A 25,335-nucleotide genomic window follows, 5' to 3' on the forward strand; every position below is an offset into this window, starting at 1 on the left:
TATCTAACTCATACCCCATATATCAAAATGCCGCTGACAGGAAAAATCTCTGGTTAGCGGCATTTTTATCTCAACACCAAATCGCGAACAATTTTGCTCCCTGCTGCCCGGTTTAAATCCTCAATGATTTTATCCTTGTGCATCATCAGTTCGCTTCGTATTATGCTTGAATTCAGATTGACGTAATAGACGCCGTGACTAAGGTAGACTTTAGTTGTTATACGGGCCACAGATGTACCAACTACTTCCTCCCACGCTTTTAGGGCACGGGATTCACCTATTCCCCTGTTTAGTGCAGGATCTCCGGTAATTTCGGCCAGTATGTCGCTCAGCCGGCGTGTAGATTGGCTTCTCTCGTTGTATTTCTTCATCTGTCTGTTCTAATTAAACCTGGCGGTGAAAATGATTTTAATATTAGGATGAGAAGGCGTATTTGTTTTTTGACTCGCAATAAATCAAGGCTTCATTAAGAAGCAGTGCGTCATGCAAAGATAGCCACCATAAGTCCAACATCAAAAAATAGAACAATCAATCATTCATCACATTTTGAGCATCCTTAACCACTTCACCCTCCTTCACATCAAAAAAAGCGTAATTTTTACCTGTATGCTTAACTATATCCAACAACCGCTGTTTTTGAGTGTCGGTTATAAAAATCTGCCTAAAAAGATCACTTCCAACCAATTCGACCAGCCGATTACCCCTGTTTTCATCAAGCTTGTCAAACAAATCATCTAAAAGTAAAACTGGGGGATAACCAAAATGCGAATTCAGGAACTCAAATTGTGCCAACTTCAACGCAATAAAGAAAGTCTTTTTCTGGCCCTGCGATCCATCCTTTTTAACAGCATAACTATTTAACAACAACTCCAGATCATCGCGGTGCACTCCCCTTGTTGTGTATCCCAGCACAATGTCTTTGGCCAGATTATGCTGAAGCATCAATTCAATATCCCCTTTTTGATGATGCGAGTGGTAATTGATTTTTACGACTTCGTTGCCCCCTGATATGTAGTTATGATACTTCTGAAAAACAGGCTCTAACTGCTCCACAAACATACGCCGACGATCAAAAATAGCTTGACCGGTCAATGCCAACTGGCTATTCCAGATATCAATCTGCGACTCTATTACTCCAGATTTTCCTCTGGCCGACTTTAGCAGCGTGTTTCGCTGGTTCAATATTCTATTGTAGCGAAGCAGCTGCTCCAAATAATTTTTATCAATTTGAGAAATTACCCCATCCACAAATTTGCGACGCTGGTCGCTCCCATCAACTATCAGACGCTCATCGCCCGGCGAAATCATAACCAACGGCAAAAGCCCAATGTGCTCCGAGAGGCGTGGATACTCTTTTTTATTGCGTTTAAACTGCTTTTTCTGACTACGTTTTAAACCGGCATAAATGTCCTCTGGCTGGCTGTCACGTTCATAACGTCCCTGTACTACAAAAAACTCCTCCTCATGACAAATAAGCTGACTATCAATAGAATTAAAGTAACTTTTGCAGAATGACAGATAATAAATGGCATCCAACAAGTTGGTTTTTCCTGCACCATTGTCGCCTACGAAGCAGTTAATTCCCTCGATAAACGACAGTTCGGCCTGACGGATATTCTTAAAGTTTAATAAATTCAGATGATTCAAATGCATTTGATGCCAGATTCGTTTATGCAAAAATAGCAATTTGCCCGAAGAGCTGAGTAGCTGTTCAAATTTAAACGCATAGATAAACATGATATGCCATTTGAGCAGCTATTTGCTGATATAATTCTGGTTAAAAATGATGGTCAAATACTAGTTCGTCAAGGTATCTGAGATGACATAACCAGTAAAATTGTATTGAAAATGGATTATTCGATAGGATAACAGGGATTTTTGCCGCCATTTGTTTTATATTAACCCTAAATTATTAAATTTGCGCATCAATAAAAAACCATTGAAGTATGTCTAAGAAAGAAAAAACAGCAGAAAATAATCTCGAAAATGTTGAGCATGCCCTTGGCAGAACCGAAAGGTTTATCGAAGACAATCAGAAAAACATTACCATAATAGTTCTGGCACTTATCATCCTTGTTGGTGGTTACTGGGCCTTCAAAAAACTTTATATGGAGCCGCAATTAACTGAAGCACAGCGTCAGGTTTTCTTTGCCCAAAACTATTTTAACAACGATGACTTCCAGACAGCTCTGGACGGTGATGGAATCAATCCCGGTTTTCTTGAAATAATTGATAATTATGGCAGAACTTCAGTGGGTAAATTATCCAGATATTACGTAGGCATCAGCTATTTGCATCTTGGCGAATATGACGAAGCCATTCAATACCTGAAGCGGTTTAGAACCAAAAACACGGAACTTGCTGTAGTTGCAAACGGTGCTATTGGCGATGCTTATCTGGAAAGTGGGAATAACGCTGAGGCACTCAAATGGTATGCAAAAGCTGCAGCTGTTGACAATGAAATTACTGCACCCTTTTATCTGCTAAAGAAAGGTGTTGTTCTTGAAGCACAGGGCGACAATACCAAGGCTCTTGAAGCATACATAACCATTCGCGACAAGTATAAAAACAGTGCAGAAGCACGCCAAATTGAGAAGTACATCATTCGTGCCTCAATGAAATAGAGCGTATAAAAAGTTATTGATTTTTTCAACAATATTCAGGAGATTGCCGTTACCGTGGCAATCTCTTTTATTCTTATAAAACATCAAAATGGCAACAAGTTTAAAGAACCTGTCATCGTATGATGCAAACAGCGTACCAGCAGCCAATAAAATGAAATTTGGCATTGTGGTATCAGAATGGAACAGCGCCATAACCGACGCATTGTATAAAGGAGCTCTGGAAACACTGATTAAGCATGGAGCCAAAGAAGAGAACATTGTAACCATTGGCGTTCCGGGCAGTTTTGAATTGACTGCAGGTGCACGTATGCTGGCCAAGAATACAGACGTAGATGCAGTGATTTGTCTGGGTTGCGTGATTCAAGGGGACACACCCCATTTCGACTACGTGTGCCAAGGCGTAACACAGGGAATTGCCCATTTAAATGTAAAATACAAGATACCATTCATCTATGGCGTATTAACAACTCTAAACCAGGAACAAGCCGAAGACAGAGCTGGTGGAAAGCACGGAAACAAAGGCGATGAGGCTGCAATTACAGCAATAAAAATGGTTGAATTAAATTGCAGATTAAAAAAATAATTGTATTTTTGCATCGTCAATGTGAGGGGGGATACCAAAGCGGCCAACTGGGGCAGACTGTAAATCTGTTGTCTTACGACTTCGGAGGTTCGAATCCTCCTCCCCCCACGTTTAACATAACAATTGCGGGAATAGCTCAGTTGATAGAGCATTAGCCTTCCAAGCTAAGGGTCGCGGGTTTGAGTCCCGTTTCCCGCTCAAAAGTAAGCCTTTCAGAAAAATCTGAAAGGCTTACTGCATTTATAGGGGTTAAGAAAACACTACTCGAATTCCTGAACGCACATTACGCGAACTGGCACCGACGGACCAGAGTATGCCAAACAAATCAGGACTTCTTCAAAATTGTGATTTGTCTCTTTTCGGACACCTACCTTATAGCGTTTCCCCTCCTTTGGAACAAACCCAGCCAAAGAGGCATCGAGTGCTACGGGCTGAAGATAATGCAAAAATGAAAAGTCATTGTATTCAACTGGCATAGTCTGATCCAAGGCAAACCACAAATTGTTATACAAGCCAGCACCACAAATCACCTTACTTGCTGTAACATATACCACACACTCATCACCTTCTTCAAAGTCAAAATCATACTCCGGCGATTCATAAACCATTTCCTCTTCGGAATAAAATCCGTTGTACACACCTACTGAAAGGTTCTCCACAGCATGTGACCCAATAAGTTCGGAGACGTTAAAGACCAACTCCTCGGTAATATAAGCCTCGCAATTGTCGCCATTTGCATTATGAATCAATATCATGCGTACTGAAGGGGGATTTCCGGCAATAATTTGCTCACCCCAAATTAGCTCAAATGCGTGTTTTCTGCATCCTCCGGGGTAACCAACTGTTATTTTTACAATATCGTTATCATAATGTACAGCCAACAAATCAAACGGATCGCCAATTGAGTTCATGCGTTGTACCATGGCACTGTTAAACATATCAAACCCAACTTTAAGCACCACATCGGAGGTCTCTGAATTAGCAGGAGATTTGTCGTTGTCTTTATTACATGCACTCAGCATCAACAAACACATTGAAAGCAGAACTATAGTCTTCATAATTAAATAAAATTGGATTAATAGAGGATTATTTGTTTATGTAAGACGTTCTAATTGCAAATGGTTGCGCCCATTAAATGATAATAATGTGCTGAGAACAAGAAAGCAGGCCTGTCAACGACTTGACAGGCCTGCTTAATAAATATCATGAATGAAAACAGAATTATCTACTCATACACCTTACACTCAACCTCTCCGCGTAAAACGTTCAGTCCATTCATGGCAAGTGCCTCCATCTCATCTTCGCCCGGATATATGGTTACTTTACCCAGATAATCAATGTAATCACGAATCATGCCAACTACCAATTTGTTGTGAGCCATGCCACCGGTTAAAATGATTCCATCTACCTTCCCTTTTAAGACCACGTGGGCGCCACCAATAGCTTTTGCAACCTGATAAGCCATTGCGTGAAGAATCAGTTTGGCATGTGCATTGCCTTCATTTGCCCATTGAGCAGCCACATGGGCTTGATTGGTTCCAAGATGAGCCACAAGTCCACCTTTGCCGGTAATCATCGCCCTTACCTCTTCATGGCTATAATTTCCGCTGAAACATAAATCCACCAGCTTGCCAGCAGGCACGGTTCCGGCACGCTCAGGTGAAAACGGCCCAAACCCATCGAGCGCATTGTTTACATCCACAATACGTCCCATAAAATGCGCACCAACAGATATACCTCCACCCAGATGAGCAACTATCAGGTTTATATCCTCATATCTACGTTCAATGGTTGCAGCATATTTTCGGGCAACGGCTTTTTGATTCAGAGCGTGAAACTTCGATTGGCGGGGCATAAGTGGATGCCCGGTAATACGTGCCACATCATCAAGCTCATCCACCACCACCGGATCGGCAATAAATGCTCTTGCGCCGGCTATCACACTTGCTATGTCATCGGCAATTAAGCCACCGAGATTACTGGCATGTTGACCCATTACGCCAATTGTAAGGTCGCGTTTCAGTGCATCATTCACCTCATACACACCGGATTCAATAGGCTTAACAAGCCCACCTCTGCCTACTACGGCATTGATTTCGTTGATGTCAATCTGAGCCGACTCCAACTCTTCAAGAATTACCTGTTTGCGAAAGCTATATTGTGAAGCGATGGAGTCAAACTCATCCATTTTTTCGATTGGATGCCGAAGCGTTTTTAGCAAAACAGATTTCTCATTTTCAAAGACAGCAATCTTGGTAGATGTAGAGCCAGGATTGATTACCAGAATTTTATACATTTTAATATATTTATGATTGATCGGATGACTTATCCCAAAACAGCCAGTAATATGCTATCAAATTTGCTCTCTTCCGAATCGGAGCGCGAAGTAAGTACAATGGGGGCAGATGCACCTAAAACCACTGATGCAACCTTTGCACGAGCAAACCATACCAAGCTCTTGTACAGCACATTGCCCACCTCAATGTCGGGCATTAAAAGAATATCGGTATCTCCTGCCACTTCGCTACGGATGCCTTTTAGCTGGGCACTTTCGTAACTGATGGCATTGTCAAATGCAAGCGGACCATCAATAATGCAGTTTTTAATCTGGTCGCGCTGATTCATTTTACTGAGTAGGGCGGCATCTAAAGTAGCTTGCATATTTTCATTTACCATTTCGATGGCACCCAAAATGGCCACTTTAGGTTTTTCAATGCCCAGTTTGTTCATGTATTCCACCGCATTGGTGACGATGGAAATTTTCTCCTTCAAATTTGGAGCAATATTCATAGCAACATCGGTAACGCCAATGAGCTTATGATATGTATCTACCTCGAACAAAGAAAAATGTGACAATAACCTACCTGTACGCAGTCCCCAATCTTTATTTAAAACTCCTTTAAGCAATGCCGGCGTGGATACTTTGCCTTTCATCAAGATATCTGCACGACCATCGTGCACCATACGAACCGCAATCTCGACACATTTTTCGGGGTTGGGTTCATCAATAAAAGTAGCCCCATAAAAATTGTACCCATGCTGCTTTGCCAGCGCAATGGTACTTTCCTGCAATCCAATGAGCACTGGGTCAATTATACCAGCCTGGTAGGCATCGTGAACAGCATCCAGCGAATTGGCATCCTGTGACACTGCTAAAGCCAGCCTTTTTCGCGGTTTACTCCTATCAATAAGCGCTTGAAGATCCGATAATTTATTAAACATTAGAGAGAGAATTAAACTTCGTTCTATGGTTTATGGTTTACACCACTTCCAAAAGGTTACCAAATGTATAACAGATTAATAATTTATTGAAAATATAAGTAAAAAAACATGATAAAAGGCCTATAAAGACAAAAATGGGAGATGAAAAAAATCATCTCCCATACATATCATAGATTGTTATATTACTTACGAACCAATGATTCAACAATCTCTTTGGTATCTTGAGCAATCACGAGCTCTTCGTTGGTAGGCACTACCATAATTCGTACTTTGGCGCCATCTTTGCTAATGTCCATCTCCTTACCTCTAACACCGGCATTTTTTGTTGTGTCGAGTTCAATGCCCATGTAGTCCAATTCCTCACAAACACCGGCACGCGTGAACTCACCATTCTCCCCGATACCGCCGGTAAATATAAGAATATCCACACCGCCCATAGCTGCCACATAACTACCAATATACTTTTTGATACGGTAGTTGTACATTTGCATGCCCAGTTCAGCCATTGGGTCGTTCACTTTCATGGCATCCTCAATCTCTCGCATATCCGACGAAACACCAGTAACTCCGAGCATACCACTGTGCTTATTAAACAAGACACTGGCAGACTGTGTACCTATCATCTCTTTATCCATAATGTAAGTAACAGCTCCCACATCCAGGTCGCCGCAACGTGTGCCCATCATTAAGCCCTCGAGTGGCGTAAATCCCATTGATGTATCAATTGATTGACCATTTTTAATGGCCGCAATAGATGCTCCATTACCCAAATGACATGAGATAATGCGCTGGGTTTTGTAATCAACATTGAGAATTTCGCAGGCTCTCTTTGAAACATAGCGATGACTTGTGCCATGAAATCCATAACGACGCACCCCATACTTTTTATAAAGCGAAAATGGAATGGCATACATATAGGCATGTTTGGGCATAGTTTGATGAAAAGCCGTATCGAACACTCCAACTTGGGGAACACTGGGAAGAAGAGATGATATTGCTTTAATACCCTTTAAGTTTGGCGGATTATGAAGTGGTGCTAAATCAATGCAATCAACCATTTTGCTGATTACTTCATCGGTAATAAATACGCTAGAGTTGAACGTTTCACCACCATGTACCACACGGTGCCCCACTGCATCAATCTCCTCCAAATCGGTGATACAGCCATGACGTTCGCTGGTCATAATTCCGAGGATATAATCGATTCCGGTTTCATGATCAAGGATCTCGCCCTCGAGCAGCACTTTTTCGCCATTGCTTTTTTCATGCTTTAAAAAAGAGCCCTTTAAGCCAATCTTCTCAACACCACCCTTGGCCATTACTTGCCAGACATCCTTATCCATGAGGAAGAGCTGGTATTTTATGGAAGAACTTCCACAGTTCAGAACTAATATCTTCATTGGTTATTTTTTTAACTTTTTGGTGCACCTATCCCTATCTGGAAAATCTGGTTTAGAATGCTTAATTCGGTGCGTTTACACCAAGCAGCATATTTTCTCAGAAAGAAAACAGGATTTACTCTGCTATTTTTTTTCCATTTGCGTCGTATCGATAGAAACCTTCGCCGGTTTGAACGCCCAGGCGTTTAGCCCTTACCATTCGTTTAATAAGTGGAGATGGCTTGTACTTGGGATCTCCGAACTCTTCAAAAAGGTTATCCATCCATTTAACTACTTTATTTAACCCAATAATATCAGCAGTGTGAAACGGTCCAAAGCGCATTCCCAAACCAATAACCATTGTTTTGTCGATGTCTTTCATTGTGGCGATGCCTTCCATAAGGGTTTGACAGGCCTCGTTAAGCAGTGCAACATATAAACGCACACTGATAAGACCGGCCGACTCCTCCACAGGTATCACATCACGGTTGATTAACTTCACAAAAGTGCATACTTTGCTGTAAACCTCGTCGGTAGTATAAAGGCCTTTAACCACCTCAATAATACGAGCTTCGGAGGAGGTGACAAAGAAGTGCAGGCTTACGCAGCGATCGCGGTAAACCAATTCGGAAGCCAACTCAGAAATGACAATGGTCGTAGCGTTTGTAGCAATAATGGTGTCACGATCAACAACCGCTTCGATGCTTCTGAACACCTGTTTGCGTACATCAATGCTACGCTCGCCGGTTTTCTCGTCGGAACGAATAGCCTCAATCACAAAGTCACAATCGGCCAAATCTTTATAGTCGAGCGTACCTCTTATCCGGCCCATTATGGCTTTTTTCTCACTCAATGTTAACCCCCAGTTTTCAATGCGGTTATCGAGTTCACGGCTGATGCCCATCAGCGCTGATTCTATGCGCTCCAGGCTGAGTTCAACAAATACCACTTCGATACCATGCCACGAAGCTATACGGGCAATACTTTGCCCTTCCTTTCCACAACCAACGACCCCGATTTTTGAAAAGAGCGTTTTTACACGCTTACGTTTGTTTAGCGCATACTTTTCAATGGGTTCAACAACAATTTCTGCCATTATAATTGTATTAAAACTTGTAATATGTAATTTTTTAAAAAGTCGGTTTCAGGAACTACTCGAGCGTACCAGCAGCCTGATTGGCAGTTATGGCAATCAGATTTACAATATCGCTGACCGAACAGCCGCGGGACAAATCATTGATTGGTGCTGCCATACCTTGCAGCACCGGACCAATGGCTTCGGCATGAGCCAGTCGCTGCACCAGCTTATAGGCGATGTTACCCGATTGCAAATCGGGGAATACCAACACATTTGCTTTACCGGCAATCTCGCTGCCGGGCGCTTTCTTAGAGCCTATTGCAGGAACCAGTGCGGCATCTGCCTGCAGTTCGCCATCGATTTTAAGATCAGGCATCAATAGGCGCGCTTTTTCCGTAGCAGCCACCACTTTATCAACCATTTCGTGACTGGCACTTCCTTTAGTAGAAAAGCTTAACATGGCAATACGTGGCTCAATGCCAGCAATGGAACGCGCTGTCATGGCTGAAGCCACTGCGATATCGGCCAGCTGGTTGGCATCCGGATCCGGATGAACAGCACAATCGGCAAATATCAGGGTGCCATCTTCACCAAACTCTTTGTCTTTGAGCACCATTATAAAAGCACCAGAAACCACACTAATACCAGGTATGGTTTTTACAATCTGAAAGGCTGGACGAAGCACGTCACCTGTGGCATTTTCGGCACCAGCGACTTCTCCATCGGCATCTCCATTTTTTATCATGAGAACAGCCAGATACAGCGGATCCTTCACAAGTTGGGCTGCCTGGTCAAGCGTCAAACCTTTGCTTTTTCGCAAGTCAAACAACAGATCCCGGTATTGATCCATTTTTTCATGGTTTTGCGGATCAATGATGGTAGCTTTATGCAGGTTTTTTAAAAACAAACGGGCGGCCTCACTTTGAATCTCCTGAGGGTTACCTATCAGAATTATATCGGCAAATCCTTCTTCGAGCACGGCGTCTGCCGCTTTAAGTGTTCGCTCCTCAAGTCCTTCGGGTAACACAATCCGTTGTTTGGCGTTGAGCGCCTTCGCTTTAAGTTTTTCAATAAATTCCATAATAATATGCAGCTTTCAGAGTTCTATATTATTTTATTACTTATGTTTTCCGTTAAAACCGTGCAAACGTTTGTACAGATATAATCATTTTATTATTTCCGGTAGTTCACTACATTAATATATGAAAAATCCGGAATAATGACAATTAATAACAACTTAACTGTAACTGTTGCTAAAAATTCAAAAACTACTTGGATGATGCGATGGTTTAGACTAAAAAAATCTTTACAAAAATAGACAAAATAATGCTATCGACTTATAAAAAAAAGCTAAAATGGAACGAAACTCCTTAAAATTCAATGCAGAATAAAATCTTTAATTATCTCTAAAATCGTAAGTGTCTCTTTGAAATGATTATCACATTTTCATCTGAAACCTTCAGTCACGGATAATTAAAATACACTGAAAAGAACCATGAGAAAGCCTTTTATCAACCCAAAAGATAACTATTGGCGTTCAAGTGGCATTTGAAACTAATTTTAGACAGCTGAAACATTAAACTATTCGCGCTAAACTTATCCATCAGTCCGATAGTGGTGAAAAGAGCGTGCTCTGTAAGATCATTGTAAAAAACACAAACCGACCCTAAAGTCGGTTTTGAATATCTAGCTCCATTCAGCAAATACTCAGACGGCAAAGATGCAGTTTCTAGTGTATGTCTGAATCTGACTGCTCACGCATCCACAAAAGATTATCTTACAGGAGGTGTACCCCGCTTGGTTGAAATAACCACCGCCCCATTTTTAGCAGCATCGCCATATTTCTCGAGGGCTTTTTCACCTTTTAACACCCTAATTGAACGCACGTTATATGATGGCAGATGCACCCGGCTTTGCACTATTTTATTATCAATGACATATAGTGGTGGGTTTTTATGCAGATCAAACTTTTGCAAAGTAGAAACAAAATCACGCTCCTCAGGTGTTAACCTAAACTCAACAGGAACAGAAACACGTGCATGCACTGCCTGCCCTCCACGCATGGCTGGACGCCAGGTTGTCATTAGGTCAACTATTCTAAGGGCTTCAATGTCCAGTAATGGGTGAACACTATTTTCGATGCTGGCGTTCATAAGCATTCCCTCCTTTGTAACCACAAATGAAACCTGAACTACTCCTTCAACACCATTCATCCAGGCGTCATCAGGATATACCATGTTTTGACGGATAAAACGGTGCATGTCTGAAGGCTTCCCTCTGAATGCCGGGGGCCTGTCGACCACTGAATAGATGGAGTCAGACACTATCTGCGCACTAGCTTGTGGCGCGATAAAAAAACAGAGCACCACCAACATCACGAGATAAGATTTGTTAAAACCGTAAAAACGGTGTTTGAATTGGAAGATAGAATTTGGTATCATGGCTAAAGTATTTAGTTGGGAACACCCTATACAATAACAATAATTATACCAATAGCAACTATTACAAAAAGAAAAAGGCCTCCTGGTAGCCTGATACGCTGCCAGTGGCCTATATTATAATCATTGCAGTAACGATTAACCTTTCCTGTTCTTATCGCGCATGGCATCGATGCGCGACATTACTTCCCGAAGGCTATCAAGGTTTTTCTCCGGGTCGGAAAATAACTGCTCTTTATTTTTTCCACTATTCCGAGAGTTTCCCTTTTGAGTTTTCTCCTGGGAACGAATCTCAAAACTTGGATATATGCGTGGCTCGGCAAAGCCTTCGACTTTCTCATAATCACAAAAATCAAGATATCTCAATAACTCCTCGAAGAACTCTACTTTTTCATCCCGCACTTTTACTCTGTAATTTTTCATAATCTCTCGTTATTTGTGAAACGCTCCAATAAAAATTTATCAATTCACAATCATTAAATTTATAAACTTAATATCGAATATCACCTATATCCATTAAAATTAGAACATTTTTTTGATGTTCGCAATCCTTTGAAGGATAAACAATCAGAAAAAGAGGATTTAAATTTAATTTACATAATAAAAATGTATTATTAAAATCATTTTAAATGAGGAGTAACAGGTTATTAAACAATCGCGATGAGATAGAAATTCTATTATAAACAATTTATGATAAGCAATTTAAAGCAGAAAAAGGAGGATTTTCAAGATAAGCATCAAAATGTTAGTTGCGTGATGCGAAAGTATAGCAAGGAATATGACAAAAAACATCAGATTACCAATACATTAAGCAAATACCTACTCTGACGAAAAATAAGCAACAAACCACAATAAATAATGCAATTGCAAAGAGCTTAAACAATTTCAAATGAGTCGGCATCCATCCAGGCAGGGAAGTCGTTATGAAAAGCATTCAATTGCGTTTTTTCCAATTGAGCTGTGATTACACCTTCATCGCCATCCCCTAAAGTATTAATTAACCGCCCTTTAAAATCGATTATCATGGAGTCGCCGCTGTAGTTACCCAAATTATCTAGTCCTACGCGATTAACGCCAGCCACATAACATTGGTTTTCGATGGCGCGAGCTTTAAGCAGTGTGGTCCACACATCGGTTCTGGCAGCTGGCCAGTTTGCGACATACAACGCCAGATCATAATCGTTTCTGTTTCGGCTCCATACCGGGAAGCGCAAATCGTAACAGATAAAGAGTGCCATACGCCATCCTTTAAACTCAATCACAACCCGCTTATCACCCTGGCTATAAACTTTCTGTTCACCTGCCATGCGAAATAGATGTCGCTTGTTATAATGTTTGATTTCTCCATCGGGATAAATAGCCAACATTCGATTATAAAACAGTCCATTCTCTTTTACTGCCAGACTTCCTACCATCAGGCAGTTCATTTTATCAGCCATACGCTTCATCCATCCAACCACCTCATGTTGCATGGAAACAGAAATACTTTCTGGTTTCATGGAAAAACCGGTGGCAAACATTTCGGGAAGCACAACCACATCCGGATCCACGAGCCCATCCAACATCTGTTCCACCTTTCTAATGTTTGAGGTGGTGCCTTCCCAATTGATGTCAAACTGAACCAAAGAGATATTTAACGTGTCTGTCATTCTACAACTAAAATTTTTCAATAAGCTCACCCACAAACTGTTCCACAGAGGAGCGCACCTCCCCTACCGGCTGTGTAAAGTGATTTACCGATATACAAAAGCACAATTTACGATCATTAATGGTATGAATGTATCCAGCATAACCTAATACGCCCTCCATAAAACCACTCTTGGCAACAACACGTCCTTTCCAACGCTGATTTGGCCACATACGGGCCAATGTACCAGATTCTCCACCCACGGCAAGAGAGTTTTGAAAATGCGCTGCGTATTCGGAATTTAACATGTACATGAGCAGAGAATTGATGAATCTGGCAGAGACCAAATTCTTAGGCGACAGACCACTTCCATCATGAAAACGGACAGGCATATCAAATCCTTTATGTTTCCAATAATCAGTCATCTGCCACGAGGCCAAATCCCATAACGAATGGGGTGCACCAGCGTTAGCAACAAGGGACAGAAACAGATTATCGGCTAAAAGGTTTTGGCTGCGCTGATTCACTACCTTGACAATTTCTGATACTGGGGGGGATTCAATATTTAATAGTAACGTACTTCTTTGAGATATACTAAAATCGCTATCAGACCTTACAACGCAGGATTTCAACTCAGGAATTGACCGGACCAATTCGGCAGCAAACTGCACACCAGGATTTGGCAAAGCCCCTCTGATAACAAATGCGTTACGACCAGCCGGTATCGATCCCCTTACTTCCCACATATTTAGTCCCGGGTATCCAAAAATATAAGCACTGTCTTTACCATGACTGGCTGAATAAACAAAGCTCTTGAAATCGATTCCCTGCAATTTCGGCTCGCACTTTACAATTGCGCACAGTTCACCAGCCTGTTTCGGGGATGAGAGCGTAAGATTAAAGCTGTTATCGCGCCACGAAACAGCTGATGGCGGAGCACCATAATAATTTGCCATGTCCTCCCACAAACGACCGGCAGGATAACGCGGCTCATATAACGTTGATTCAAACACAATCACATCACCTGTTATGGATTTAATGCCATGCTTACGGATGGCAGACGAAATTTGCTCAACAACTAATTCAGGTTTTGTTTGCGTAAAGAAGGCGGAACCCAAGGAAGCATCCATTCCGCCCAACACAAGCAAATCTCCATTTAAAATTCCATTCTCTATACTTCCGGTAAAACGGATTTCGGTATTGTAGCGATGCTGAGCACCAAGAATTTCTAATGCAGTGGCTGTGGATACGAGTTTCAACATGCTTGCAGGAACAAAAAGGTCATCTGCACGCGACTCAAAAAGAACCTCACCAGTAGATGAATCGGTAACCAGAACAGACACCGAAGCCCCTGTAAAAGTGAGACGATCGATACTCTGGCTACTTATGTTGGCAGCAAATAATTGAAAGGACGATAGAAAGATGAACCAAAAGCGGGTGTTAATTAACACCGCCCAACTGCTCTTGTAACTTCTGTAATTCATATAGTCTGTTAATTAACTCCAGATTATACAAACGCGTCATGTGTTTGTCTGTAGCAGAAACCCGCAAAGGACTCATTTCTTCAAACAGTTTACTACTGATGTTTGACCAGGCAATGGCCTCATCAAAATCACCTCTCACCTCGAACGATAGAGCTAAATTGTGCGCAGAACGAGCCTTTTGAAGCTTATTGCCATTCTCATATACATAGTACCAAACTTTAGCAGCTTCGCCCCAATTATTTGCTTTGCGCAGATCATTGGCTCTTGCAAAGAGATGGTGGCCACCAATATAGAAATAGCGGCTTGCCGTTTCCCAGCGCGGCGATATCCTATCGGGATAATTACGCCCCATAAAGAAGGCAAGCGTTTCGATGGCATCTCTTATGGCAGGCACTTCACGTGGCTGTGACCCGTAGGTACCCATTGCATTGTCCCAAAATATGGAATCCCGCTGTAAATAGACATCAATCACATCACCATTTAAATCATATAGTTTCCAAAGCATTTCGCCGGAGGCATCAAGGGTAATGTAATAATAACTCCCCATGTCTTGTGCGTTGATTTTAGACTTATATCTCACATTCTCGAGCGCAATAACAGCCTGTGCATTGTTTTCCAGTGCCAATTCATTTATCGTTCGAACAGGAAGCGTTTTAAAAGGGACTCCAAGCGGAGGCTTATTCATTGGCGTATGATGTAGTTTTACTGAATCAAAAAACTCTCGTTTGTTCAAAACATCAGTCATGGCCTGTACAGCCAGCCAGCCAAAATCATCTACCTGTATTGTATCCACAACAACTGTTTCACGCGGTAAGACAATCATGTTTACACTATCGCCCCTGAACGGATAAGTGTAATCCACTACCACTACCGAAAGAATATTTGGTGATATAGACAATGATGCCGGACGCATTACATCGAGCGGCATTTTGGCCATTGAGGCACAAGAGATCAGAAGAAACGAAATCCCAATTGTCACTAGAAACTGAATACTCCTCATACAAATTGGATTCAAAAATTATTATCGTGAAATAATGCTCTTACGATACATTACTTAGAAACATCGCAATTTCACTAAATGGCGCTCGTAAGAATGGCCGTTACATCTTCAGGGTTTAACTTTTTCATTAGGCCAATAGAGCCAAAGAGGCAAGCCTTCTTACCCATTTCTGTCAAATGTAGATCGTCAATATCAGCCTCCTTAAGCGATACGGGCATGCCCAGCGATGAAAAAAACTGCTTAACCGCGGCAATACCCTTCCGGGCAGCAGACATGTCAACCTCATCCTTTACTCCCCACACATTTCGAGCCAATTGTGCAAATTTCCAGGCATTATTTTCATCTAAAACGTATTCCATCCATGCGGGATGCACTATTGCGAGGCCGGCACCATGTGTAATATCATAAATAGCACTTAACTCGTGTTCGATGCCATGTGTGGCCCAGTCACCAGGAATTTTTCCCGCAGCCAGCAGTCCATTAAGTGCCAGCGTGCTGGCCCACATAATATTGGCACGGGCTTCATAGTTGTTGGGTTGTTCAAGCAATATAGGCCCGTAGTGTATGCAAGTTTTGAGCAGTCCTTCTGCAAGCATGTCCTGCACATGGGTCCCTTTCTCTGGTGTAAAATAGAGCTCAAAAATATGGCTCATAATATCAGTAACCCCGGCAGCTGTATTCCATTTATCGACAGTAAAAGTGTAAGTAGGATCCAAAACAGAAAAAACAGGCCGCAACAATTGAGAACCCATGGCGCGCTTTTCAAGTGTCTCTTCATTTGAAATAACGGCATTGCCATTCATCTCCGAACCGGTAGCTGCCAATGTAAGAATGGTTCCAATAGGCAGCGGTTCCTGCACAGTAGCTTTCATCATCATAAAATCCCATGGGTCGCCCTGATAGGGCACTCCGGCAGCAATGGCTTTGCAGCAATCGAGCACACTCCCTCCTCCAACAGCCAGGATAAAATCAAGCTTGTGCTTTCGGCATAGCTCAACTCCTTCACGAACCGATGAGATGCGTGGATTAGGTTGTATGCCGCTAAGCTCCACGAAAAATATGTCGTTGGCATTTAAAAGTTCAACTACTTTATCATACAATCCAATTTTCTTGATTGAACCACCTCCGTAAGCCAATAAGATCCTCGAACCAGAAGCCAATATCTCTGGTGTCATCTCATTCACCTTGCCCTTTCCAAAGAGTATTCGGGTAGCCGTATCAAAATTAAAATTGCGCATATTACATATGTATTAGAATTCGACTTAAATGTACAAAAGATTTTTGAAACCTATCGACGCGGGAATATTGTAAAAACCATTGCGTGGAGGATATGTTTAATCGAAAACATGAGGGATAAAAATTTCGAGAGTGTAATAGAAAACGGTTGAGACGCAAAATTAGCGCAAAAAAAAATCCCCAAACCGTTTCGGCTGGGGATTTTTAAAACGTTTATGGTTTGGCTTACATATTCATACCACCACATACAGGAATAACCTGTCCGGTAACATAGGAAGAGAGATCTGAACCAAGGAATACACAGGTGTTGGCCACATCTTCGGGTGTTCCGCCGCGACGCATTGGAATTTGCGCTTCCCATGATTTTTTCACATCCTCAGGCAATACACCTGTCATTTCGGTGATGATGAAACCGGGAGCGATAGCGTTGCTTCGAATTCCGCGCGATCCGAGTTCTTTGGCGATGGATTTGGTAAAGCCAATCATGCCAGCCTTAGAAGCAGAATAGTTTGACTGACCAGCGTTGCCACTAACACCAACAACAGAACTCATATTGATGATAGAGCCTGAGCGCTGCTTGAGCATGGTGCCCTGAACAGCTTTGGTGAAGTTAAAACATGATTTGAGGTTCACGTTGATAACAGCATCCCACTGCTCCTCGGTCATACGCATCAACAAAGTATCTTTGGTAATACCGGCATTGTTCACAAGAATGTCGATACGGCCAAAATCTTTGGCAATCTCTTCTACTACCTTTTGCGTTTCATCAAAATTGGCAGCATTTGAAGCATACCCTTTGGCCTTAACGCCAAGAGCTTCAAGCTCCTTTTGAGTAGCAAGAGCCGCCTCATTAATGGCAAGATCGGTAAAGGCAATGTTACATCCTTCGGCAGCAAAGCGCAAAGCAATAGCTTTTCCGATACCACGGGCTGCGCCGGTTACAATAGCGGTTTTTCCTTCTAGTAATCTCATGAGTTTTAAATTTTGATTATATAAGGAAAGAAAAATAGACATTTGATTGATTTGAAAAACATCCTTTAAATGTCACATTTATTCTTCCATCACAAAATTGCAAATAACGATCACCGAATTCGACCATAAGTTCGATTTATTCGGTTGTACAAAAGAACGTTGATCAGTTATTCACGCGGGCAAAGGTAAAAAAAAACAGATAAATGTCAAGTAAAAGGTAATTGAACATGGTTGAGGGCGGGCTATGAGCACTCTAAAAACGAGATTGATACAAAATATTATGGTTAACTCTCCATTTTAGTGGATGAATTCTCAATATTAACACGGTTGCGCGGAAGATACTCCGGATAATTAACCCGCATGAATTCGAGCATGTCCTCACGCAATTTAACCCTGAGATCCCACGCAGAAGGTGAATCCTTTGCGCTGGCCAAAGCACGCAGTTGCATGGACTTTTCGGTAGCATCGGTTACTTGAAGAACGTTCACTTTTCCATCCCAGTAAGGATTGTTCTTAAGCGCTTGGGTCATAAACTCACGCATCTTATCAACCGGGAAACCATAATCCACATAGATAAAAACGGTGCCCAAAATCTCTGATGTTTGTCGCGTCCAGTTCTGAAATGGATTATCAATAAAGTAATTTACCGGAACAATTAACCGTCGCTTATCCCAAATGGCAACTACCACGTAAGTAAGAGTTATTTCCTCTATCCTGCCCCATTCGCCTTCCACAATCACCACATCATCCAGCCGGATGGGCTGCGTCATGGCCAGCTGAAAACCTGCCAACAACATCGATATGCTTTTTTGAGCTGCAAAACCAATGATAATACCTGCAATACCTGCCGAAGCGAGCAGACTCACACCAATTTGCCTGATTGACTCAAAACTCAACAAAATCATAGCCAGCGACACAAACAGAATGACGAAGATACCAATGCGCTCCAAAACTTTAATTTGCGTATGTATTTTGCGGGCCTTGAGGTTGTCTGAAGCCTCCACATCGAAATTGGAGATTACAATCATTTTTACCGCCTTCACAATGGCTATGCCCATCCATGCAGTCGCCAACAAAAACAACACGTAAAATAGCTGCTGCAAATCCAATCCCTCAACAGCATGACTCTCAACGTATGTTCTGATGATGTTAACTGCAACGAGCACAATTACCGCTTTAAACGGATACTGTATGATGGATGCGACCTTATAAAAAGCGGGATTTTTTTGTTTGCGAAAAATGCGCTTAATAAGCCTGAACAGCCAAATGGCCGCAATCATTCCTGCGATAAAAATCAGCGATGAAATAAGTATGGCAACAGCAAAATCATTATCCTTAAAAAACTGTATCATCATCTATACTTTTGAAGTTAACAATGACCTCCTCCGTCAAAAAAGGCAACTGTCGATTGCTAAATAGTGAGAGCCTGTTTAAATTAACATTAAATATACTTTGAAGATTATTAGATGTTAGACATTTAGACTGATGGACAAGATAAAACAGAAAGTAAGACAGAACTAATACTCATACTTAACTACTCTATCTGTCTAAAATCAAAAACTCGTCGTGGCTATAGCATCTCTTACAGTTTATATTTTAACAGTTACTGAGCCCCCTCTTACTATTTGAGATATTGATTGAGCAAGCCAAAAATCTCACTCGCTTTGCCTCTCAGGTGGATGTCGGTGATATCACGTGTAAAAAGCGATTCTTCCGGATTGATTTCGATAATAACAGCACCTGAACGTTTGGCCTCGGCCGGTATTAAAGCGGCAGGCATCACTTCACCTGTACTGCCAACCACAATGCATACATCTGATTTGCGGGCAGCACCCATACTTAACTGATAAGCCTTTTCGGGAATCTGTTCACCGAAAAAGATAAAATCAGGCTTCATCAATCCTCCACATTTGGGACAATAGAGTGGCAGAACGGATAAATCGGCCTCGGCCGCCATTTCATGAAAATCGCACTGCAAACATACAAGACGCTGAGAGTTACCATGAAACTCATATACTTCGCGAGAACCGGCCTCCTGATGCAGGTTGTCGATATTTTGTGTTACAAGCGCCCTAATGATACCATCCTGCTCAAGCTTGGCAAGCGCATAGTGAGCGGCATTGGGTTTTGCCTTCCCAAAAAAATCGTAAAATATCTCTTTGATAACCGGCCAACACGTTTCAGGATGACTTTTAAAATATCTCAACTCGAGTAATGAGGGATCATATCGGCTCCAAATGCTGTTTTCGCCACGAAAGGGCGGAATGCCACTTTCAACCGAAACGCCAGCACCGGTAAAAGCCATGCAGTGTTTTGACAACCTGATAATCTCCGCAGCGTTCTGTATCTCTGTACTACTCATCAAACATGAATATCAATTTATTTACCTAAAGCCTGCTTCATTGTCACTCCTATGTTTGCAGGGCTATCCACCACATTAATGCCGCACGCACGCATCACCTTCATTTTAGCTTCGGCAGTATCGTCTTTTCCACCAACAATGGCGCCCGCGTGCCCCATTCGTCTGCCGGGAGGCGCCGTTTGTCCGGCAATAAACCCAACCACCGGCTTAGTTCCATGCTCTTTTATCCATAAAGCGGCTTCGGTTTCCATACTTCCACCAATTTCGCCAATCATTACAATACCTTCGGTATCGGGGTCGTTCATCAACATCTTAACGGCATTAAGCGTGGTAGTACCAATAATCGGATCTCCACCAATGCCTATGCAAGTGCTCTGTCCTAAGCCCAGTTTTGTAAGCTGATCCACAGCTTCGTATGTGAGTGTACCGGAACGACTAACGACCCCAATAGATCCTTCCTGATGAATAAAACCTGGCATAATGCCAATTTTTGCTTTACCGGGTGAAATCACGCCGGGACAATTTGGCCCTACAAGTATGGTGCTTTTTGTATCGATAAAAGATTTTACACGAACCATGTCGGCCACGGGAATACCTTCGGTGATAGCCACAATAACTTTAATTCCTGCATCAGCAGCTTCCATGATGGCATCGGCGGCAAATGCCGGCGGAACAAAAACCACAGAAGTATCGGCACCCGTTTGACCGATGGCCTCAGCCACGGTATTAAAAACAGGTAGATTGAGATGGGTGGATCCACCTTTTCCAGGCACTACACCCCCTACCACTTTTGTTCCATATTCGAGCATCTGTCCGGCATGAAATGTCCCCTCACCACCGGTAAGTCCCTGAACGATTACTTTGGATTGCTGATTGATAAGTACGCTCATAATTTAACTATAAACAGTTTAACTTGATTTGACTGATTTAAACGAATTCATTGCGACCGATAATTACTCATCGGAATCGACACAGATAAAACATCCTCTTAAATTAGTGAAATATTCTATAAAATAGTAAACAGGTGCCAAAAACAAATGTTCAACCACATCATATATGTAGCCGGGTGCAACAACTACTCGCGCAGTTGAAATGGGTTTCAAAGCCGGCTTATAATTTGTATTTTTGCACTTTAATTCTTCGAAAAACATGATAACCGACGATACAATTTGTGCCATATCCACCGCCCAAGGCATGGGCGCAATTGCTGTGATTCGCATTGCCGGACCCAATGCCCTGTTAGTTTGCAAAAAAGTTTTCACACCAGCTAAAGCGGGCAAAAAAATATCGGAACAAAAAGCCAACACCATACATTTCGGGAAAATATCAGACGGAGATAAAGACATAGACGAAGTGTTGGTGTCACTGTTTCGCTCACCGCACTCCTTCACAGGCGATGACATCATTGAAATAGCATGCCATGGCGCACCCTATATTCAACAGCAAATACTTCAACTGCTCACAAAAAATGGTGCGAGACTAGCACTACCGGGAGAGTTTACTCAACGGGCTTTTTTAAATGGCAAGATGGATTTAAGTCAGGCAGAAGCAGTGGCAGACCTTATTGCTTCGCGAAGTGAAGCGGCTAGACGCGTGGCGCTACAGCAAATGCGTGGCGGTTTTTCATCGGAACTGATACACCTCCGTGAACGTTTGCTCTGGTTCATATCCATGATAGAGCTGGAACTTGATTTCAGCGAAGAGGACGTAGAATTTGCCAACCGTGACGAGCTTATTGGCCTGGTGAATGAAATAGAGCAACACCTTTCGCGACTGGTAAACTCTTTTGCGCTTGGCAATGCCATAAAAAATGGCATACCGGTGGCCATTGCCGGACACACCAACGCTGGAAAAAGCACTCTGCTCAATGCGCTACTAAACGAGGAAAGGGCCATCGTTTCCGATATTCATGGCACCACCCGCGATGCCATCGAAGATACCATCAATATTCAGGGAATCACATTCAGATTTATTGATACTGCCGGCATACGCACCACAGCTGACAAAATCGAAAGTCTTGGCATAGAACTCACATACAGCAAAATAAAGCAAGCCGCCATTATTCTGTTAATGGTTGATGTGACCGATCCGGATGAAAAAATCCATACCGCCATATCAGAGATAATGACAAAAATGGAACTGGAACGACAGCAACTTATTGTGGTGGTCAACAAAACAGACCTTAGCGATGAGGCATCTATCCAAAAGCGATTCTCGCAGACCCAATTCACCGAAATAACAGGCCAAAACAGTGTGGTTCCCTTATCAGCAAAATATAAAGTAAACCTAGACAAACTTACCGATGAACTGCTTCGCACCATTAATCTGCAAGCTGTTGACAACGACGAAGTGATCGTTACCAACGCCCGTCATCACGAAGCCTTATCCAATGCTCTGGAAAGCATCCTGCGCGTGAAAGAGGGACTCCACAACGGCATCTCAGGCGACTTCCTGGCACAAGACATCAGAGAAGTGCTACATTACCTTGGTAGCATCACTGGTCAGATATCTACGGATGAGATTTTAGGAAATATTTTTAAGCATTTTTGTATCGGAAAATAACCCCTAACTAAAGAGAGCTTGAATTGTCCCAGCAGTGTGTGCAGAGTTTCTCTTTGGGCAACCCAATAGCAGTCACTAAATCGTCCAGATTTTGGAATTTCAGCGTAGTGAGACCCAAATCCTGGCGTATATACTCCACCATGGCAGCATATTTTTCACTTTTAGGATCAGCATACTGATCCAGATTGGCATTTTCATCACCTTCGAGATGCTTAATGGCCTTTCGTGTGGCCAGGTCGAGGCTGCTTCGGGAACTGCTGAAGTTAAGAAATGGACAAGGGAAAATAATTGGCGGGCAAGCAATTCGCATGTGAATTTCTTTAATTCCACCTGCGTGAAGATCTTTCACATTGTCACGCAACTGGGTTCCTCTAACGATGGAATCATCAAGAAAAATACCGCTTTTCCCTTCCAACACAGCTTTGTTGGGGATGAGTTTCATCTTGGCAACCAAATCACGCGTTTCCTGGTTTTGAGGCATGAAACTGCGTGGCCATGTAGGCGTATATTTAGAATAGGGTCGTTTTAGAGGAATACCCGTTTCGCCACTGAATCCCATTGCGTGCCCAATACCTGAATCGGGAATGGCAGCCACAAAATCTGCTTTCACGGTTTCGTGCTTTGCCAATACCGCACCGCAATTGTAACGTGACTCATCTACATTGATATTCTCATAGATTGATGGCGGATATCCATAATAAACCCATAAAAATGCACAAGCCTGCATTTTATCACCGGGCTTTTGAAGTTGCCTGAAACCATCAACATCCACCTCAACAATTTCGCCGGCACCGAGGTAGTGAATTGGCTCATAACTCAAATTAGGGAAAGCACTGGTTTCAAAGGTTAGCGCATAAGCTCCCTCTTTCATTCCAATTACAATGGGTGTACGCCCATAGCTGTCGCGTGCAGCTATAATACGGTCATCAGTCATAATGAGCATGGTACAGGAGCCTTTGATGTTGGCAAACACGTTGTTGATGCCTGAAACAAAGTCATCGCACTCAGCAATCAACATGGCCACTAACTCCGTTGGATTCACTGAACCCTGGCTGGTTTCGGCAAACGTACGACGCTCATTGATGAAGCGTTGTTCCAGCTCATTGATATTGGTAATTCGGCAAACTGTGACCACAGCAAACCGCCCAAGATGAGATGACACCAAAATGGGTTGTGCTTCATGGTCGCTGATTACACCTAAACCGATGTTACCACGAAAACCTTTTATATCGTTATCAAACTTATTACGGAAATAACCATCTTCCAGACTATGAATGGCGCGCTGAAAAGCTTTCTCTTTTGAATAGAAGGCCATGCCGGCCCTTTTTGTACCAAGATGCGAATGGTAGTCAGTACCATAAAATACATCCATTACACAGTCGTTCTTTGAGACGCTACCAAAAAAACCACTCATTGTTTTTTGTTTTAGAGTTGAAAAAGCGCTCAAAGATAGATTAAAAATCTACTTGCGGTTTTGTTGTTTAATAAAATGGTGAGAAATGTTGATAAGTTATCAAACCTTCAACCCCATCATCAGCACATCATCTATTTGCTCGCCAGCGCCCTTCCAGTTGTCAAAAAAGGCCTCAAAGCCTTTTCTTTGTTCCTGCATGGACAAATGTGACAGCTCCACCAACAGACGTCTTAAGCCACTCTTCTTTAGCTTTTTACCCTGAGGACCTCCAAACTGACTGGCATAACCATCAGTAAGCAGATAGAATTGATCACCATGTTGGTATTGCAACATATTGTTTTTAAAAGGCCTATTGATTTCGCCATACGATACCGGCATGTGATCTCCCCTAAGTTCGGTGAGTGTTCCGTTTCGAATATGGTAAACCGACATAAATGCGCCAGCATACTCAATTCTACAATTTCGTGAGTCGATGGATATGATACTGATATCCATACCATCTTTAACCTCACTATCTTCGCTTTGCTGAAGAAATTCTATCAAAATCCTTCTAAGCTCCTCAATAATCACAGCAGGCGTTTTTTCTCTCTTAACACCCACAATCTCATGCAAAAAAGCAATGCCAAACATACTCATAATGGCACCAGGCACCCCGTGACCTGTACAGTCGGCCACCGCAATAACCGTGTGATCATCCACTTCGCCAGCCCAATAGAAGTCGCCACTCACAATATCAAGTGGTTTCAAGAGAATAAAATGTTCCGGTAAAAGTTTTGTTAGAAACTCGGCTTTAGGCAGACTTGCCTTTTGAATTTTCTGAGCATAACGTATGCTGTCGGTAAGTTTTAGGTTGATGGATTCAATTTTCCGCACAAGACGTCGGTTTTGATCTCGAGCCATCTTAATGGCGAGTTGCGTTTTAACGCGTGCTTTAAGTTCCACCACATTGAATGGTTTGGATATGTAATCAATAGCTCCGGCTTCAAAGCCATTAAGTATGCTCTCCGGGTCAGTCTGTCCGGTTACAAATACAATGGGGATGTCGCTTGTTTTCTCATTGTGTCTGATTTGGCGGCACACCTCATAACCATCCATTCCCGGCATCATCACGTCAAGCAGAATAAGGTCGGGTTTTGGTTCAGACAGACTAAGGCGAACCGCATCGGGACCGTTGTTTGCATCCAGAATATTGTATCGTCTCAACACATTTCGAAGAAGTTGGATGTTTACACCCGAATCATCTACTATCAGTATGGTGGCGGTATTGTCCGTCATTAATATGGGATTTATATGAGATGGCTAAACTAAAAATAGTGAATTACAATTTGTTTTGCCAGATAAACCCCAAGAAATC

General features: G+C 42.4%; 23 protein-coding genes and 2 tRNA genes. 5 read left to right on the forward strand and 20 right to left on the reverse strand.

Annotation, left to right across the window (positions count from 1 at the left end; all coding sequences use genetic code 11):
* Window positions 1-65: 65 nt before the first annotated feature.
* Both ALKIM_RS0116840 and recF read right to left on the reverse strand, forming a co-directional pair.
* Window positions 66-371: a DUF721 domain-containing protein gene (locus ALKIM_RS0116840; protein ID WP_026475671.1), complete on the reverse strand. Its 306-nt coding sequence runs from the start codon at window positions 369-371 to the stop codon at window positions 66-68.
* A 157-nt stretch (window positions 372-528) separates the two neighbouring features.
* Entirely contained in the window at window positions 529-1,653 is a 1,125-nt protein-coding gene (gene recF, locus ALKIM_RS0116845) for a DNA replication/repair protein RecF (protein ID WP_044118405.1), read from the reverse strand.
* A gap of 293 nt (window positions 1,654-1,946) precedes the next feature.
* Here recF and ALKIM_RS0116850 point away from each other — a divergent pair, with 293 nt between their 5' ends.
* The 4 genes from ALKIM_RS0116850 to ALKIM_RS0116865 all read left to right on the forward strand — a co-directional run bounded on the left by ALKIM_RS0116850 (window position 1,947) and on the right by ALKIM_RS0116865 (window position 3,405).
* Window positions 1,947-2,624: a tetratricopeptide repeat protein gene (locus ALKIM_RS0116850; RefSeq protein ID WP_026475673.1), complete on the forward strand. Its 678-nt coding sequence runs from the start codon at window positions 1,947-1,949 to the stop codon at window positions 2,622-2,624.
* 88 nt (window positions 2,625-2,712) lie between these two features.
* The gene (gene ribH, locus ALKIM_RS0116855) at window positions 2,713-3,207 is read left to right on the forward strand and encodes a 6,7-dimethyl-8-ribityllumazine synthase (RefSeq protein WP_026475674.1); all 495 of its coding nucleotides are present in this window, start codon (window positions 2,713-2,715) and stop codon (window positions 3,205-3,207) included.
* A gap of 25 nt (window positions 3,208-3,232) precedes the next feature.
* Window positions 3,233-3,315: transfer RNA gene (locus ALKIM_RS0116860), tRNA-Tyr, on the forward strand.
* 17 nt (window positions 3,316-3,332) lie between these two features.
* A tRNA-Gly gene (locus tag ALKIM_RS0116865) sits at window positions 3,333-3,405 on the forward strand.
* A gap of 62 nt (window positions 3,406-3,467) precedes the next feature.
* Here the strand turns inward: ALKIM_RS0116865 and ALKIM_RS0116870 are convergent.
* From ALKIM_RS0116870 to sucD, 16 genes are all read right to left on the reverse strand, one after another.
* Window positions 3,468-4,265 carry a hypothetical protein gene (locus ALKIM_RS0116870; RefSeq protein ID WP_157363956.1) on the reverse strand — a complete coding sequence of 266 codons (798 nt, stop codon included), beginning with the start codon at window positions 4,263-4,265 and terminating at the stop codon, window positions 3,468-3,470.
* Between the two features lie 167 nt (window positions 4,266-4,432).
* Entirely contained in the window at window positions 4,433-5,503 is a 1,071-nt protein-coding gene (buk, locus tag ALKIM_RS0116875; protein WP_044118042.1) for a butyrate kinase, read from the reverse strand.
* Between the two features lie 29 nt (window positions 5,504-5,532).
* Window positions 5,533-6,429 (reverse strand): bifunctional enoyl-CoA hydratase/phosphate acetyltransferase, encoded by an 897-nt coding sequence (locus ALKIM_RS0116880; RefSeq protein ID WP_044118043.1) that lies wholly within the window; start codon window positions 6,427-6,429, stop codon window positions 5,533-5,535.
* A gap of 182 nt (window positions 6,430-6,611) precedes the next feature.
* Window positions 6,612-7,829: an acetate/propionate family kinase gene (locus ALKIM_RS0116885; RefSeq protein ID WP_026475678.1), complete on the reverse strand. Its 1,218-nt coding sequence runs from the start codon at window positions 7,827-7,829 to the stop codon at window positions 6,612-6,614.
* 115 nt (window positions 7,830-7,944) lie between these two features.
* On the reverse strand, window positions 7,945-8,904 hold the full coding sequence (locus ALKIM_RS0116890) for a 3-hydroxyacyl-CoA dehydrogenase family protein (RefSeq protein ID WP_026475679.1): 960 nt from the start codon (window positions 8,902-8,904) through the stop codon (window positions 7,945-7,947).
* Between the two features lie 55 nt (window positions 8,905-8,959).
* On the reverse strand, window positions 8,960-9,967 hold the full coding sequence (pta, locus tag ALKIM_RS0116895) for a phosphate acetyltransferase (protein WP_026475680.1): 1,008 nt from the start codon (window positions 9,965-9,967) through the stop codon (window positions 8,960-8,962).
* A gap of 691 nt (window positions 9,968-10,658) precedes the next feature.
* Complete coding sequence (locus ALKIM_RS0116900; protein ID WP_052345621.1) at window positions 10,659-11,327, reverse strand: energy transducer TonB; 669 nt, start codon at window positions 11,325-11,327, stop codon at window positions 10,659-10,661.
* A gap of 135 nt (window positions 11,328-11,462) precedes the next feature.
* On the reverse strand, window positions 11,463-11,747 hold the full coding sequence (locus ALKIM_RS0116905; protein WP_026475682.1) for a hypothetical protein: 285 nt from the start codon (window positions 11,745-11,747) through the stop codon (window positions 11,463-11,465).
* Window positions 11,748-12,199: 452 nt separating this feature from the next.
* Window positions 12,200-12,973: an amidohydrolase gene (locus ALKIM_RS0116910; protein ID WP_026475683.1), complete on the reverse strand. Its 774-nt coding sequence runs from the start codon at window positions 12,971-12,973 to the stop codon at window positions 12,200-12,202.
* 7 nt (window positions 12,974-12,980) lie between these two features.
* Entirely contained in the window at window positions 12,981-14,435 is a 1,455-nt protein-coding gene (gene dacB, locus ALKIM_RS0116915) for a D-alanyl-D-alanine carboxypeptidase/D-alanyl-D-alanine endopeptidase (RefSeq protein WP_052345622.1), read from the reverse strand.
* Window positions 14,392-15,435, reverse strand: coding sequence for a DUF6340 family protein (locus ALKIM_RS0116920; protein WP_026475685.1), 1,044 nt, complete (start codon window positions 15,433-15,435; stop codon window positions 14,392-14,394). The genes dacB and ALKIM_RS0116920 overlap by 44 nt, the downstream gene beginning before the upstream one ends.
* Before the next feature lie 74 nt (window positions 15,436-15,509).
* On the reverse strand, window positions 15,510-16,673 hold the full coding sequence (locus tag ALKIM_RS0116925) for an iron-containing alcohol dehydrogenase (protein WP_026475686.1): 1,164 nt from the start codon (window positions 16,671-16,673) through the stop codon (window positions 15,510-15,512).
* Between the two features lie 223 nt (window positions 16,674-16,896).
* On the reverse strand, window positions 16,897-17,643 hold the full coding sequence (fabG, locus tag ALKIM_RS0116930; protein ID WP_026475687.1) for a 3-oxoacyl-[acyl-carrier-protein] reductase: 747 nt from the start codon (window positions 17,641-17,643) through the stop codon (window positions 16,897-16,899).
* Window positions 17,644-17,927: 284 nt separating this feature from the next.
* Complete coding sequence (locus tag ALKIM_RS0116935; RefSeq protein WP_157363958.1) at window positions 17,928-18,998, reverse strand: mechanosensitive ion channel family protein; 1,071 nt, start codon at window positions 18,996-18,998, stop codon at window positions 17,928-17,930.
* 266 nt (window positions 18,999-19,264) lie between these two features.
* Window positions 19,265-20,005, reverse strand: coding sequence for an NAD-dependent deacylase (locus tag ALKIM_RS0116940; protein ID WP_026475689.1), 741 nt, complete (start codon window positions 20,003-20,005; stop codon window positions 19,265-19,267).
* 17 nt (window positions 20,006-20,022) lie between these two features.
* Window positions 20,023-20,895 (reverse strand): succinate--CoA ligase subunit alpha, encoded by an 873-nt coding sequence (sucD, locus tag ALKIM_RS0116945; RefSeq protein WP_026475690.1) that lies wholly within the window; start codon window positions 20,893-20,895, stop codon window positions 20,023-20,025.
* A gap of 259 nt (window positions 20,896-21,154) precedes the next feature.
* On the opposite strand from sucD, the gene mnmE reads away from it, so the two are divergent.
* Window positions 21,155-22,567 carry a tRNA uridine-5-carboxymethylaminomethyl(34) synthesis GTPase MnmE gene (gene mnmE, locus ALKIM_RS0116955; protein ID WP_026475692.1) on the forward strand — a complete coding sequence of 471 codons (1,413 nt, stop codon included), beginning with the start codon at window positions 21,155-21,157 and terminating at the stop codon, window positions 22,565-22,567.
* Between the two features lie 7 nt (window positions 22,568-22,574).
* Here the strand turns inward: mnmE and ALKIM_RS0116960 are convergent, their stop codons facing one another.
* Together ALKIM_RS0116960 and ALKIM_RS0116965 are read right to left on the reverse strand one after the other, a co-directional pair.
* Entirely contained in the window at window positions 22,575-23,981 is a 1,407-nt protein-coding gene (locus tag ALKIM_RS0116960) for an amidophosphoribosyltransferase (RefSeq protein WP_026475693.1), read from the reverse strand.
* A 99-nt stretch (window positions 23,982-24,080) separates the two neighbouring features.
* Entirely contained in the window at window positions 24,081-25,256 is a 1,176-nt protein-coding gene (locus ALKIM_RS0116965) for a PP2C family protein-serine/threonine phosphatase (RefSeq protein WP_026475694.1), read from the reverse strand.
* Window positions 25,257-25,335 lie beyond the last annotated feature (79 nt).

Origin of the sequence: Alkaliflexus imshenetskii DSM 15055 (assembly GCF_000517065.1) — a bacterium.
GTDB classification, from domain to species: domain Bacteria; phylum Bacteroidota; class Bacteroidia; order Bacteroidales; family Marinilabiliaceae; genus Alkaliflexus; species Alkaliflexus imshenetskii.

Bases quoted from the DNA above. Each gene is read 5' to 3' on its own strand.
- ALKIM_RS0116910 (WP_026475683.1), bottom strand. From the start codon at position 12,973: ATGACAGACACGTTAAATATCTCTTTGGTTCAGTTTGACATCAATTGG.
- ALKIM_RS0116935 (WP_157363958.1), bottom strand. From the start codon at position 18,998: ATGATGATACAGTTTTTTAAGGATAATGATTTTGCTGTTGCCATACTT.
- ribH (WP_026475674.1), top strand. From the start codon at position 2,713: ATGGCAACAAGTTTAAAGAACCTGTCATCGTATGATGCAAACAGCGTA.
- fabG (WP_026475687.1), bottom strand. From the start codon at position 17,643: ATGAGATTACTAGAAGGAAAAACCGCTATTGTAACCGGCGCAGCCCGT.
- ALKIM_RS0116850 (WP_026475673.1), top strand. From the start codon at position 1,947: ATGTCTAAGAAAGAAAAAACAGCAGAAAATAATCTCGAAAATGTTGAG.
- recF (WP_044118405.1), bottom strand. From the start codon at position 1,653: ATGCATTTGAATCATCTGAATTTATTAAACTTTAAGAATATCCGTCAG.
- ALKIM_RS0116965 (WP_026475694.1), bottom strand. From the start codon at position 25,256: ATGACGGACAATACCGCCACCATACTGATAGTAGATGATTCGGGTGTA.
- ALKIM_RS0116925 (WP_026475686.1), bottom strand. From the start codon at position 16,673: ATGCGCAATTTTAATTTTGATACGGCTACCCGAATACTCTTTGGAAAG.
- ALKIM_RS0116920 (WP_026475685.1), bottom strand. From the start codon at position 15,435: ATGAGGAGTATTCAGTTTCTAGTGACAATTGGGATTTCGTTTCTTCTG.
- ALKIM_RS0116940 (WP_026475689.1), bottom strand. From the start codon at position 20,005: ATGAGTAGTACAGAGATACAGAACGCTGCGGAGATTATCAGGTTGTCA.
- ALKIM_RS0116960 (WP_026475693.1), bottom strand. From the start codon at position 23,981: ATGAGTGGTTTTTTTGGTAGCGTCTCAAAGAACGACTGTGTAATGGAT.
- pta (WP_026475680.1), bottom strand. From the start codon at position 9,967: ATGGAATTTATTGAAAAACTTAAAGCGAAGGCGCTCAACGCCAAACAA.
- ALKIM_RS0116880 (WP_044118043.1), bottom strand. From the start codon at position 6,429: ATGTTTAATAAATTATCGGATCTTCAAGCGCTTATTGATAGGAGTAAA.
- ALKIM_RS0116890 (WP_026475679.1), bottom strand. From the start codon at position 8,904: ATGGCAGAAATTGTTGTTGAACCCATTGAAAAGTATGCGCTAAACAAA.
- ALKIM_RS0116900 (WP_052345621.1), bottom strand. From the start codon at position 11,327: ATGATACCAAATTCTATCTTCCAATTCAAACACCGTTTTTACGGTTTT.
- ALKIM_RS0116870 (WP_157363956.1), bottom strand. From the start codon at position 4,265: ATGAAGACTATAGTTCTGCTTTCAATGTGTTTGTTGATGCTGAGTGCA.
- sucD (WP_026475690.1), bottom strand. From the start codon at position 20,895: ATGAGCGTACTTATCAATCAGCAATCCAAAGTAATCGTTCAGGGACTT.
- buk (WP_044118042.1), bottom strand. From the start codon at position 5,503: ATGTATAAAATTCTGGTAATCAATCCTGGCTCTACATCTACCAAGATT.
- ALKIM_RS0116905 (WP_026475682.1), bottom strand. From the start codon at position 11,747: ATGAAAAATTACAGAGTAAAAGTGCGGGATGAAAAAGTAGAGTTCTTC.
- ALKIM_RS0116885 (WP_026475678.1), bottom strand. From the start codon at position 7,829: ATGAAGATATTAGTTCTGAACTGTGGAAGTTCTTCCATAAAATACCAG.
- dacB (WP_052345622.1), bottom strand. From the start codon at position 14,435: ATGAATTACAGAAGTTACAAGAGCAGTTGGGCGGTGTTAATTAACACC.
- mnmE (WP_026475692.1), top strand. From the start codon at position 21,155: ATGATAACCGACGATACAATTTGTGCCATATCCACCGCCCAAGGCATG.
- ALKIM_RS0116840 (WP_026475671.1), bottom strand. From the start codon at position 371: ATGAAGAAATACAACGAGAGAAGCCAATCTACACGCCGGCTGAGCGAC.